Origin of the sequence: Frigoribacterium sp. Leaf263, from assembly GCF_001422285.1 — a bacterium.
Taxonomy (GTDB): domain Bacteria; phylum Actinomycetota; class Actinomycetes; order Actinomycetales; family Microbacteriaceae; genus Frigoribacterium.
Genome location: NZ_LMMO01000003.1, coordinates 513,534 through 526,018, shown reverse-complemented (window position 1 = coordinate 526,018; position 12,485 = coordinate 513,534). Strand labels below are relative to the sequence as shown.

Below are 12,485 nucleotides of genomic sequence, written 5' to 3'. Positions count from 1 at the left end.
CCGCCATCGCCCCTGAGCGGGATGACGAGCGCGGATGCCGGCGGAGCTACCTCCGGAGCGCCTTGCGGGCCAGCGTGTTGCCGACGTACTGGACCAGCTGCACCAGCACGATGATGAGCAGGACGGCGGCCCACGTGACGACCGGGTCGAACTGGCGGTATCCGTACAGCAGGGCGAAGGCGCCGAGACCGCCGCCGCCGACGTACCCCGCGACGGCCGACATGTCGACCAGCGCGACGAAGATGAAGGTGTAGCCGAGGATGAGCGGCCCGAGGGCCTCGGGCAGGATGATGCTCCGGATGATGCGGAACGGACCGGCTCCCGCCGCACGGGCCGCCTCGACGACTCCCGGCTGCACCGTCAGGAGGTTCTGCTCGACGATCCGCGAGATGGCGAACGACGCCGCCAGCGACAGGGTGAAGATGATGGCCGAGTTGCCGACGCCGCTGCCCACGGCGACCCGGGCCAGCGGCTGAGCCGCGGCGAGGAAGATGATGAACGGGATGGGACGGAACACGTTCACGACCACGTTGAGCACGCTGAAGACGGCGCGGTTCGCGAAGAGCGCTCCCCCGCGGGTGAGGTAGAGGGCCAGACCGATCAGCAGCCCGCCGATGCCGCCGAAGAACAGGGTCAGCGCGACGATGTAGACGGTCTCGTAGGCGGCCTGCCAGAGCAGAGGCTGCAGTTCGATGAGGGAGTCCATGTCAGCGTCCTTCCGAAGCGGATGAGGGGAGCTCGGTCGCGGCGGCGCCCAGGTCCGCCAGGGCGGCGTCGATGTCGGTGGGCCTCCCCGACAGGGCGAGGGTCAGGGTGCCGAACGTCCGCCCCGCGATCTCGTCGATGCCTCCGTACACGATCTCGAAGCCCACGGCATGACGGGCGAGCGCACCGAAGACGTGCCCCTGGTCGACGCCGCCCTCGGAGACCCGGACCGTGACGAGCCTGCCGGCGTGCCGACCTCGGAGCGCCGTGAGCTCGTCGCCGTCGGGTGAACCCGCGACGACCGTCGACACGAACCGCCGGGTCGAGGTCTCGCGGGGTGCGGAGAAGACGTCGAAGGTCTCGCCGATCTCGACGACGCGCCCCTTGTCCATGACGGCCACCCGGTCGGCGATGGACTTGATGACGTCCATCTCGTGGGTGATGACGACGATCGTGATGCCGAGCTCGGCGTTGACCCGGCGAAGCAGGGCCAGGACCTCCTGCGTGGTCTCGGGATCCAGCGCGCTGGTCGCCTCGTCGGCGAGCAGGATCCCCGGCGAGGTCGCCAGGGCGCGAGCGATGCCGACCCTCTGCTTCTGTCCGCCCGAGAGCTGATCGGGGCGGGCGTGCGCCTTGTCCGCCAGCCCGACGAAGTGCAGCAGATCGCTGATGCGGCGCTGGTGCTCCGATCTGGGGACGCCGGCGGCCTTCAGCGGGAACTCCACGTTGCCCCAGACCGTCTTGGACGAGAAGAGGTTGAACTGCTGGAAGATCATGCCGATGCCGGCGCGCTTGACGCGCAGCTGCCGCTCCGACAGACCGGTGATCGGCGACCCGTCGATCTCGATCCGACCGCTCGTCGTCGGCTCGAGGGCGTTGATGAGCCTGACGAGCGTGCTCTTGCCCGCACCGGAGTAGCCGATGATGCCGAAGATCTCGCCGTCCGCGATCTCGAGGCTGACGCCGTCGACGGCCGTCAGCGGCGCCGCGCCCTTCTCGCGAGGCGGGTACGTCTTGACGACGTCGGTCAGGGTGATCGCGGGCATGGTTCTCCTCGTCGGGGGCGGGGCGGACACGACCCGCGCGCCGGCGTGGCGCGCGGGTCGTGTCGTGGGGTCGTGCTCGGCGTCAGCCGTTCTGCTCGACGAGCTCCTCGGTCTCGGAGAGCGACGACTCGAGGTCGGCGACGGGGACCTTGACGGTGACCGCGGTGCCGCCCGAGTTCTCGACGACGCCGTCGGTGACCGCCTGGGTGTCCTGGTAGATCTCGACGAGCTTCGCGTACGTCTCGTCGTCCTTGTCTGCCTCGCGCGCCGCGAACACGTTCACGTAGGGCAGCGCCTTCGGGTCGTTGGGGTCGTCCTGCGCGATGATGTCGTCGGGCGAGAGGCCGGCCTTCGTCGCGTAGTCGTTCGTGATGATCGACCCGTCGAAGTCGGGCAGCGACGTCGCGGCGAGATCGGCGGCCACCGGGGTGACCTCGACCGTCGAGGCGTCCGTGTCGATGTCGTTCACACCCGAGAAGATGCTGCCGCCGTCCTTCAGCTCGATGAGGCCGTTGGACTGCAGCACGAGCAGCGAGCGAGCGAGGTTGCTGGCGTCGTCCGGGACGGCGATGGTGTCGCCCTTCTCGAAGTCGCTCACGTCGGTGTACCGCTCGGAGTACAGCGGCAGCGGGTAGATGGCGGTCGAGCCGATCGGCACGAGGTCGGCGTCGGCGGCGACGTCGTACTGCGCGAGGTACACGATGTGCTGGAACTGGTTGAGGTCGACCTCGCCCTCCGTGAGCGCCGGGTTCGGCTGCTCGTAGGTGCCGAAGTCGACGAGTTCGACGTCGATGCCCTCGTCGGCGGCCGCGTCGACGAACGTCGCCCAGTAGGGGTCGCTCTTGCCGACGACGCCGATGCGGACGGTCTCGTCGGACGAGCCCCCGCGCGACACGGCGAAGCCGATCCCGACGGCGGCCAGCACGAGCACGACGACGACGATGATCGCGATCAGTCGGCCGGGGCCCTTCTTCGGGGCGTCGATCAGGGGGGTGGCGTCGGTCATGGGTGTCCTCTCGATGGCACAGGGAAGCCCCGAGGCCGGCTGCTGTGCGGACCATCGAGGCGCTTCCATGATGACGCACCCCGCCGCTCCGCGCTCACCGGGGAGTCACACGACGACACACACGTGCGCCTCGTCCGTCTCGGGGAGGGCACCACGACGAGGAGGCGCGGTGCGGCTCTCGCCGCGCCGCGCCTCCTCGGGGGAACCGTGTCGTCAGACCGTCAGGACCTGAGGCGAACCGGTCTCGCCCGGGGGCATCTCGGCTGCGAGGCGGTTGGCCTCGTCGATCAGCGTCTGGACGATCTCGGACTCGGGGACCGTCTTGATGACCTCGCCCTTGACGAAGATCTGGCCCTTGCCGTTGCCCGAGGCGACGCCGAGGTCGGCCTCGCGCGCCTCGCCCGGTCCGTTGACGACGCAGCCCATGACGGCGACGCGGAGGGGCACGGTCATGCCCTCGAGGCCGTCGGTCACGTCGTTGGCCAGCTTGTAGACGTCGACCTGGGCACGCCCGCAGCTCGGGCAGCTGACGATCTCGAGCTTGCGCTCACGGAGGTTCAGCGACTGGAGGATCTGCAGACCCACCTTGACCTCCTGCGCGGGCGGAGCGCTGAGGCTGACGCGGATGGTGTCGCCGATGCCCTCGCCCAGCAGGATGCCGAAGGCGGTGGCGGACTTGATCGTGCCCTGGAACTCGGGACCCGCCTCGGTCACGCCGAGGTGCAGAGGCCAGTCGCCCCGCTCGGCGAGCTGACGGTACGCCTTGACCATGACGATCGGATCGTTGTGCTTCACCGAGATCTTGAAGTCGTGGAAGTCGTGCTCCTCGAAGAGGGAGGCCTCCCAGACGGCGGACTCGACGAGCGCCTCGGGCGTCGCCTTGCCGTACTTCTGCAGGATGCTCGGCTCGAGGGATCCGGCGTTGACGCCGATGCGGATCGAGACGCCCGCCGCCTTGGCCGCGGCCGCGATCTTGCCGACCTGGTCGTCGAACTTGCGGATGTTGCCGGGGTTGACCCGGACGGCGGCGCAGCCGGCGTCGATCGCCTGGAACACGTAGTTGGGCTGGAAGTGGATGTCGGCGATGACCGGGATCTGGCTCTTCTTCGCGATGATCGGAAGGGCCTCGGCGTCGTCGCGGCTGGGCACGGCCACGCGCACGATGTCGCAGCCGCTGGCCGTGAGCTCGGCGATCTGCTGCAGGGTCGCGTTGATGTTGGGGGTCGGCGTCGTCGTCATGGACTGCACGCTGACGGGTGCATCACCGCCGACGAGGACCTTCCCGACCTTGATCTGCCGCGTCTTGCGGCGCGGGGCGAGGACTTCGGGGACCTTAGGCATTCCGAGATTGACTGCTGGCACGTCCACATCGTAATCCTCGGCGCTGAGCGCCGAGTGACCGTCAGCCGAACAGCGAGATCGGGTTCACGATGTCGGCGTACACGAGCAGCACGCTCATGCCGCCGAGCAGGATGACGACGGCGAACGTCAGCGGGATGACCTTCGCGGTGTCGACGGGCCCCGGGTCGGGGCGACGCAGGAGCTTCGCGAAGCCCCGACGCACGGCCTCGACGAGCGCACCGGCGATGTGGCCGCCGTCGAGCGGCATCAGCGGGATGAGGTTGAAGACGAAGAGCGCCACGTTGAGACTCGCGAGGAGGTTGACGACGTAGGCGGCGCGGTCGACGATCGGGACGGAGTCGAGGCTCACGATCTCGCCCGCCATGCGTCCGACCCCGACGACGCTGACGGGGCCGTTCGCGTCGCGCTCCCCGCCGCCGAAGGCGGCCTCCGCGACCCCCACGAGACGCTGGGGCAGGTGGATGATCAGGTCGACGACGTGGGTGACGTTGTCCCACACGGCCGGCAGGACGGCCGTGACGGGCTGACGGGCCGTCTCGGTGGCGAAGCCGATGCCGACGAAGCCGACCTCTCGGGTCACCGGGGTGCCGTCCGCCTCCTCCTCGTACTGGCCGGTGCTCTCGTCGACGACGTAGCGCTCGGAGAGCGTGGGGGTCACCTGCAGCGTCCGCTCCGACCCGTCGCGGTCGACGACGACGTCGAGCGTGGTGTCGGCGGAGGCCCGGAGGACCGACGCGACCTGGTCGCCGTCGGTCATCGCCCGGCCGTCGATCGACACGATGCGGTCGCCGTTGCGCAGTCCCGCGGCGAAGGCCGGGGCCGGGGTCGCGTCCGTCGGGCACGACGTCGCCGTCGACCCGGCGGGCAGCACGCACTCGTTGACCAGGCCGACCGTGGTGCTCTCCCGCGCGACGCCGAAGCCGCAGAGCACGACGGCGAACAGGACGACGGCGATGAGCAGGTTCATCACCGGGCCGCCGAGCATGATGACGATCCGCTTGTAGACGGGCAGACGGTAGAACGTGCGCTCCTCGGCGCCCTCGTCGATCGTCTCGGCGCTGGCCGTCCGGGCGTCCTGCACGAGGGTCTGGAAGAACCCCGTGCTCGAGGCGCGTCCGGCGACGCCGTCCTTCGCCGGCGGGAACATGCCCGACATCGAGATGTAGCCGCCGAGGGGCAGCGCCTTCACGCCGTACTGCGTCTCACCCCGCATCCGCGAGAAGATCGTCGGCCCGAAGCCGATCATGTACTGGCCGACCTTGACGCCGAACCGCTTCGCCGGGACGAGGTGCCCCACCTCGTGCAGGGCGATCGACACGGCGAGGCCGACGACCATGATCAGGACGCCGACGATGAAGAGCAGAACGGTGAGCACCGGGCAAGGGTAGCCGTGCCGCGCCGGGAAGCCGCCACGGGATCACCCAGGCGACGCTGTGAACCCGAGCGCGCCTCCTCGGCCGACGGATGGTCGGCGCGTCAGCGGGCGAGCAGGGCGTCGGCCTCGGCCCGGGCCCAGCGCTCGGCCTCGAGGACCCCCTCGAGGCTCGACGGGCCGGCCTCGTGCCGGTCGACGACCTCGCGGACCGTGTCGAGGATGCCCAGATAACCCACCCGGCCGGCGTGGAAGGCGAGCACGGCCTGCTCGTTCGCGGCGTTGAACACGGCCGGGAACGTCGCGCCCGCCCGCCCGACCTGCTTCGCGAGATCGACGGCGGGGAACGCCTCGACGTCGAGGGGCTCGAAGGTCCAGGAGGAGGCGGTCGTCCAGTCGAGCGGACGCCCGACTCCTGCCACGCGGTCGGGCCAGGCGAGACCGAGCGAGATCGGCAGGCGCATGTCGGGCGGCGAGGCCTGCGCGATCGTCGAGCCGTCGACGAACTCGACCATCGAATGGACGATCGACTGGGGGTGGACCGTCACCTCGATGTCGTCGTAGGGCACGTCGAACAGGAGGTGCGCCTCGATGACCTCGAGCCCCTTGTTGACCATCGTCGACGAGTTGGTCGTCACGACGAGACCCATGTCCCAGGTCGGGTGCGCCAGCGCCTCGGCCGGCGTCACGTTCTCGAGCGATGACCGCGAGCGCCCTCGGAACGGCCCGCCCGAGGCCGTCAGCACGAGTCGCCGGACCTCGGACGCGGAGCCGGATCGGAGCGCCTGCGCGATGGCCGAGTGCTCGGAGTCGACCGGCACGATCTGGCCGGGCCGCGCCCGCTGGCGGACGAGGTCGCCCCCGACGATGAGGCTCTCTTTGTTGGCGAGCGCGAGCGTCGCCCCCGAGTCGAGCGCCGCCAGGGTCGGGGCGAGCCCGACGGACCCGGTGATGCCGTTCAGGACGACGTCGGCCTCGACGTCCCGGACGAGCGCCACCGACTCGTCGGTGCCGAGCGCCACGTGCTCGACCCCGAAGCGGGCCGCCTGCTCGCCGACCAGCTCGCGATTGGTGCCGGCCGAGAGTCCGACGACATCGAACAGGTGCGGGTTCCTCTGGATGACGTCGAGCGCCTGGACGCCGATCGAACCGGTGGACCCGAGGATGGTGATGCGTCGCATGAGGCCACCCTAGGCCCCGCCGCCGACGGGCCGGGAGCCGTCTCGGCGGCCTAGGCGACGGCGAGGATGTCGATCACGAACACCAGGGTGTCGGTGGGCTCGATCTCGGCGCCCGGCTCCCCCGCGTCGCCGTACCCGTCGGCCGGGGGCACGATCACGACGACCTGCGAGCCGACCGTCTGCCCGATCATCGCCTCGGCGAACCCCGACACGACCTGGTCGGTCGAGAACGAGGCGACGCTGCCGCGTCCCCAGCTCTCGTCGAAGACCTCGCCCGTCCGCCAGGTGACCCCCTGGTACTGCACGGTGACGTTCGCCGGATCGGGCACGACCTCGCCGTCGCCCTTCTTCAGCACCTCGATCCGGAGGTCGGTCGGCGGGTCGGCGTCGGGGATGGTCACGGTGGGTCGGCCGTCGTCGGCGAGCGTCACCTCGGGGAAGCCCTCGACGGCGGCCTGGGGCTCGCCCGTGGCGCTCGTCGGCACGAGGGAGAAGGTGTCGACGACGATGACGGCCGCCGGGTTGGGCGCAGCCGTCCCCGGGGTGGCCGGCTGCATGTCCGCGGCGGACGCGACCGTCACGGTGCGCGAACCGGCCCGGGCGCACGAGAGCGCGCCTTCGATCCCCGGGACGTAGAACTGCCCGCTGATGGTCAGCTGCTCACCCGAGTCGCCCGTGTACCCGGCGGTGCTGAGCTCCGCACCGGACTCCGCGTCGAAGACGGTGATCGCCACGCGGACGACGTCGCCGACCTCGGTCGACGGGCCCTTTCCCGCGACGACCACCGTCTGCTGACTCGTCTCGGCGGCCAGCGGCGCGGCGAGCTCGATGGAGGGCTTCTCGCCGAAGCCGCCCGAGACCCGGACGGAGTCGGACTCGGCACCCGGTTCGAGACACGTCGTCGGAGTCGCCGAGACGGAGGGGGCATCGGTCGGCGCCGGGTCGGCGTCGGTCGTGCAGCCCGCCAGCAGCAGCGCGGCGATGGGCACGCACACGAGCGCCGGGACACGACCCCGTCGGAGCCGGGAGGCGCGGGTCGAGGAGGCGCGGGTCGTCTCGGTCGTGTCGGTCACGTCGGTCTCGGACTCACTGTTCGGGTCGGGTCGGGCGGAACGGGCCGACGGGACGCATCACCGCCCCGTCGCGGTCCCGTCAGCCGACCGCGAGGATGTCGATGACGAAGACGAGCGTGTCGGTCGCCGTGAACGCCGCACCCTGCGGCACGTTGTCGCCGTAGCCGTCCGCCGGCGGGATCGACACGATGGTCTGCGAGCCGACGGTCTGACCGACCATGCCCTCGGCGAAGCCCGTGATGACCTGGCCGGTGCCGAAGGTCGCGGGCTCGCCGCGCTGCCAGCTCGAGTCGAACGTCTCGCCGGTCTGCCAGACGACGCCCTCGTACTGCACCGTGACGGTGTCGCCGTCCTGGACGACGGCGCCGTCGCCCTTCTTGAGGACCTCGACCTGCAGGTCGGCCGGCGGGTCGGTCTCGGGCACGGTCACCGTGGGGGCTCCGTCGTCGGCGAGCTCGACCGTCGGGAACCCGGGGGTCGGGTCCTGCGGCTCGCCGGTGGCGCGCAGAGGCGCCTCGGACGTCGCGGTGGCGCTCGGGGCGGGAGCTCCACCGGCGGTGGACTCCTCACCGGCGTCGGTGCCGCCGCACGCGGCGAGCGCGAGGACGAGGACGGGGACGGCGAGCAGGGCGAGGGGACGGCGCATGGGGATCTTCCGGTAGGTGGGGGCGGAAACTGCCGCGGCCGGTGGCGCGCCGCGAGCCTGATCAGTCTGCCGCACCGATCGGTCGGCCGGCTGAGTGCTCAGTCGGTCTGCGCGGAGTCGGCGACCGCGATGCGGGGCTCGTGCCCCACGGGGAACGCCACCGACGAGGCGATGAAGCACTTCCGGGCCGCCTCGGCGTGCAGCTCGAGCGCGCGGTCGACCATCTCGGCGGCGGCCACGGTGACCACGGGGCGCAACGTGACGGAGGTGAACCGCCCGCCGCCGTCGGCGGTCTGCGTCATGCGTCCGACGGCGGCGTCCTCGTAGGCGACGACGACGACCCCGGCGGTCGCGGCGACGTGGAGGTAGCTGAGGAGGTGGCACTGGGCCAGAGCCCCCAGGAGCAGCTCCTCGGGGTTCCAGCGATCCGCATCGCCGTGGAAGGTGCGGTCGGCGGATGCCTCGATGTCGTGCCGCTTGTCGGCGGCGCTCAGCGTGTTGTCCCGCCCGTACGACCGGTACGAGACGGTGCCGACGTCGCGGGCGCCCGTCCAGCGCAGGTCGACGGCGTAGTCGTGGTCGAGCATGGGTCCTCCTCGGTCGGTGCCGACGGTCTCGGTACACTCCCCATCATGACCGACCCGCGCCTCCTCGAGCCATCGTCCGCCGCCCGCCGCCCGCTGACGGTCGACGGGAGCGTCGAGCTGGCCGTGCTGACGCGATCGGGTCTCGACGAGAGCCGTCATCTCGGAGCCGGCGTGGTCGTCGACGCCGCCGGCTCGGTCCTCCGCGAGGTCGGCGACGTGGGCGCGTCCATCTACCCGCGGTCGTGCCTCAAGCCCCTGCAGGCCCTCACGGTCATGCGCTCGGGCGTCGCCCTGAGCGGGCCGCAGGCCGTTCTGGCCACCGCGAGCCACGCCGGCACCGCCGAGCATCTGCAGGTCGTCTCGGCCCTGCTCGAGCGGTCGGGCAGCGGCGAGGAGGACCTGCTCTGCCCGCCCGACTGGCCCGGCGACCGCGCGAGCGCCCGTCGTGCCGAGGGAGCGCGGCGCATGGCCATGAACTGCTCCGGGAAGCACGCGGCGTTCCTCCTCGCGTGCGCCGAGAACGGCTGGGACCCGACGAACTACACCGATCTCGACCACCCGCTGCAGCGGGCGGCGCGCGAGACCGTCGCCGAGTTCACCGGCGAGCGGATCGATCACGCGGGGGTCGACGGATGCGGCGCACCGGTGTTCGACACGACCATCACCGGGCTCGCGCGAGCGGTGGCGACCGTCGCGGGTGCGGCCGGCGCGCTCGGAGCGACTTCCGGCGCCCCGACCGCCGTGGACCCGGACGCTCGCGCCCTCGTCGAGGCGGTGCTGGCGGACGCGTGGGCCATCGACGGCCCGGGGCGGGCGAACACGGTCGCGATCGACGAGCTGGGCGTGTTCGCCAAGCTCGGTGCCGAGGGCGTGCTTGTCATGGGCACGGTGGACGGCATCGGGACGGCCGTCAAGATGCTCGACGGGAACCTCCGGGCCGCGACGATGGTGGCGCTGCATCTCCTCGTCGGTCAGGGCGCGGTCGACGCGGACGCGGCGGAGGCCGTCGTCGAGGCGACCCGCGAGCGCGTGCTGGGTGCGGGACGCGACGTGGGACGCATCCGGCTCTCCGACGAGCTGGTGGGCCGGCGGGGCTGACGCTCAGGCCGCGCCCGGGCATCACGCGGGTCGTCGGTCGACGACGTCGAGCACGGACACGTAGTCGAGGTCGACGGGCACGCGACACGGTCGCCCGGCTCGTCGCGTCACCTCGGCCGAGGCGTCGAGGGCGATCTCGATGATCACGTCGGCGCCGCTCACGGCGTCGAGGTCCGCCGCGTACATCACCTCCAGCCGGTCGGCCCGCGAGCGCCGCGCCTGCAGCAGGTACCCCGAGGCGGCTGCACGGGCGAGCGGGACGGGCCCGACGACGCCGACGAGACCGCGCGCCTCGACGCAGAGCGGCGCGTCGTCGAGGACCGACGCCGCGGCGGAGAGTCGAGCGCGGGCCGCCTCGGCCTCGACGTCGACGCCACCTCGCCCGTCACGACCCTCGCTCGCCTCGGGCGCCCGGATCGGCAGCGGCACGACCGCACTCGCGACCTCGCCCCGGCCGAGCACGAGCTGGGGGCCGGCCGAGGAGGCGCGGGTCGTCAGCGCACCGGACGTCGCGTCGGTACGCGCCCGAGCGGCCCTGGCCACCGCCGCGCTGCCGGGGAACCGGCTGCGCAGCTCCGCCCGTTCTCGTCGGTGGAGGTCGTGCAGAGTCGTCGCGGTCGCCCGCATGTCGTCGTCGAACCGACGCCGCTCACGACGGGCCCGTGACGGCGAGCCGACCAGGCCGTCGATGCCCCAGAGGGCGAGGATCGCGCAGACGACGCCGAGCGCCGCCGTCATGGCCTGGGCGGCCGAGCCCGACCAGAGCGCGGTGCCCACGACCGAGGCGAGGGCGGCGGCAGCGGCGCTGGCCACCGGGGGCGACCGGGTCGCCGGCGCACGCGGGACGACCGGGAGCTGGATCGTGAGACGGGGCGGGGGTTCGGCGGACGACATGACCCCAGGACATCAGGGTCGGTCGTCGAGCGGACGTCGTCGGCGGCTTCGTGGGGATGATCCCCGGCCGCTCGCGATCGGGGAGGAGGGATGGGAGCCGGACGACCCGTCCGCGACGACGGACCGCCGGCGACGGAGGCCTCAGCCCACGACGAAGTACTGCTCGCCGATGTCCACTCGACTCCCCCGAGCGACCCTCACCCGTGTGCCGGGCTCGAGACGCCGTGCGCGCTGATCGCGGGGCCGCACGATCGTGCCGTTTCCCGACCACCGATCGCTGAGCCAGAGGTGCCCGTCGTCCTGACCGAACTCGAGATGGGTCTTCGAGACCGAGCGCCCCGGATCGACGATGCGGATCAGCTGATCGAAGCGCTCACCGGGCTGCGGGGTCGGCGCCCGGCCGACGAGCCCGGTCCCGTCGACGGTGAAGCTCTCACCGGTGCTGAACTGGAGCACGAAGGGAGCGCCGACGGGGCCGCGTCGCACGATCCGCGTCTCATCGACGTCGTCCTCGTCGGTCGCCGCCGCCGCCGTCTGCGCCCGGGACGGCCACGCCGGCTCGGGAAGAGGCGGCAGGTCGGGCAGCTCCCGAGCCTCCACCTGGGGTGCAGGCTCGGAGGACGTCGCGTCGTCGGGCGCGTCGTCGGGAGGCACGTCGTCGGGCGCGTCCTCTGGCGACACGACGCCCGGCGACGACTCGTGGCGCCTCAGGGGGCCTCCGTGGTCGGCGTTCGGCATGACGTCCGCCGCGCTGACGTCGCCCTCCGCCCGGTCGCCGTGTTCCGCCGCCTGCTGCCGGAGGAAGGGGACGATGGGCCCCGTGAACGAGAGGGCGACGGACTGGACGACCGCTCCGCAGACACCGCAGAAGATGTCGTCCTCGTGGACCTCGGCACCGCACTGGGTGCAGCGCTCGGCCTGACCGGCCGTACCGGGCTCGACGAGCGGGACGGGAGCGTCCTCGGAGTCGTCTCGCGGTTCGGTCGAATCCCTGATCGGCTCGACACGGACGGTGTCCCCGGGACCCGGCGCGGGGACGACGGCACGGGACCGGTCGCGAGCCGGTCCGGCTTCCTCCCCGACATCGGAACGGCTCGCGCCGTCCGCCCGGTCGTCGGCGGCACTGCCGCCGGTCGCGGGATGACCGTCGGCGGCTCCGTCCGAGTCGTCGTCGGGTCGCATCCCCGCGGTGCCCTGCCCGGTCGGCTCGACCACGGGCTCGGGCTCGGGCTCGGGCTCGGGCTCGGGCTCGGGCTCGGCGCCAGGATGCTCAACGACGACGGGCAGTTCGCCCGAGGAGGAATCGCCCCCGACCGGGCCGGCCGATGTGATCGGCGTCAGCGAGGCCGTCCAGAGCGGAGCCGAGGAGGGTCGCCGACCGTCCTCTCTCGTCGTGGTCGGTTCGCGGAGCGGCGCCGGAGACGGTCGCGGCACCTCGGGCACCGCCGGAGCCGACTCGACGACGGGAGCGAGCTCCACGTCGCCGACGCCGACCGATGCCTCGGGCGTGCGCCC

Annotated in this window: 12 protein-coding genes; 1 reads left to right on the top strand and 11 read right to left on the bottom strand. The window is 72.1% G+C overall.

Annotated elements, in window-relative coordinates; translation table 11 throughout:
- Positions 1-46: 46 nt before the first annotated feature.
- The 9 genes from ASF17_RS06465 to ASF17_RS06425 all read right to left on the bottom strand — a co-directional run bounded on the left by ASF17_RS06465 (position 47) and on the right by ASF17_RS06425 (position 8,978).
- Positions 47-706: a methionine ABC transporter permease gene (locus ASF17_RS06465; RefSeq protein WP_055796800.1), complete on the bottom strand. Its 660-nt coding sequence runs from the start codon at positions 704-706 to the stop codon at positions 47-49.
- Position 707: 1 nt separating this feature from the next.
- A complete protein-coding gene (locus ASF17_RS06460; RefSeq protein ID WP_055796796.1) occupies positions 708-1,751 on the bottom strand; it encodes a methionine ABC transporter ATP-binding protein in 1,044 nt (347 codons plus the stop codon).
- 82 nt (positions 1,752-1,833) lie between these two features.
- A complete protein-coding gene (locus ASF17_RS06455; RefSeq protein WP_055796794.1) occupies positions 1,834-2,757 on the bottom strand; it encodes a MetQ/NlpA family ABC transporter substrate-binding protein in 924 nt (307 codons plus the stop codon).
- Positions 2,758-2,970: 213 nt separating this feature from the next.
- Positions 2,971-4,119: a flavodoxin-dependent (E)-4-hydroxy-3-methylbut-2-enyl-diphosphate synthase gene (gene ispG, locus ASF17_RS06450; protein ID WP_200913444.1), complete on the bottom strand. Its 1,149-nt coding sequence runs from the start codon at positions 4,117-4,119 to the stop codon at positions 2,971-2,973.
- A gap of 40 nt (positions 4,120-4,159) precedes the next feature.
- Positions 4,160-5,494 carry a M50 family metallopeptidase gene (locus ASF17_RS06445; protein WP_235476417.1) on the bottom strand — a complete coding sequence of 445 codons (1,335 nt, stop codon included), beginning with the start codon at positions 5,492-5,494 and terminating at the stop codon, positions 4,160-4,162.
- A gap of 101 nt (positions 5,495-5,595) precedes the next feature.
- A complete protein-coding gene (gene dxr, locus ASF17_RS06440; RefSeq protein WP_055796787.1) occupies positions 5,596-6,672 on the bottom strand; it encodes a 1-deoxy-D-xylulose-5-phosphate reductoisomerase in 1,077 nt (358 codons plus the stop codon).
- A gap of 50 nt (positions 6,673-6,722) precedes the next feature.
- Positions 6,723-7,745, bottom strand: coding sequence for an FKBP-type peptidyl-prolyl cis-trans isomerase (locus ASF17_RS06435; RefSeq protein ID WP_055796784.1), 1,023 nt, complete (start codon positions 7,743-7,745; stop codon positions 6,723-6,725).
- Between the two features lie 79 nt (positions 7,746-7,824).
- Positions 7,825-8,391, bottom strand: coding sequence for an FKBP-type peptidyl-prolyl cis-trans isomerase (locus tag ASF17_RS06430; protein ID WP_055796781.1), 567 nt, complete (start codon positions 8,389-8,391; stop codon positions 7,825-7,827).
- 98 nt (positions 8,392-8,489) lie between these two features.
- Positions 8,490-8,978: an OsmC family protein gene (locus ASF17_RS06425; protein WP_055798358.1), complete on the bottom strand. Its 489-nt coding sequence runs from the start codon at positions 8,976-8,978 to the stop codon at positions 8,490-8,492.
- A gap of 45 nt (positions 8,979-9,023) precedes the next feature.
- On the opposite strand from ASF17_RS06425, the gene ASF17_RS06420 reads away from it, so the two are divergent.
- Positions 9,024-10,076: an asparaginase gene (locus tag ASF17_RS06420; RefSeq protein ID WP_055796778.1), complete on the top strand. Its 1,053-nt coding sequence runs from the start codon at positions 9,024-9,026 to the stop codon at positions 10,074-10,076.
- Between the two features lie 21 nt (positions 10,077-10,097).
- Here the strand turns inward: ASF17_RS06420 and ASF17_RS06415 are convergent, their stop codons facing one another.
- Entirely contained in the window at positions 10,098-10,970 is an 873-nt protein-coding gene (locus tag ASF17_RS06415) for a hypothetical protein (RefSeq protein WP_055796776.1), read from the bottom strand.
- A 141-nt stretch (positions 10,971-11,111) separates the two neighbouring features.
- The gene (locus ASF17_RS06410; protein WP_156357325.1) at positions 11,112-12,449 is read right to left on the bottom strand and encodes an FHA domain-containing protein; all 1,338 of its coding nucleotides are present in this window, start codon (positions 12,447-12,449) and stop codon (positions 11,112-11,114) included.
- Positions 12,450-12,485 lie beyond the last annotated feature (36 nt).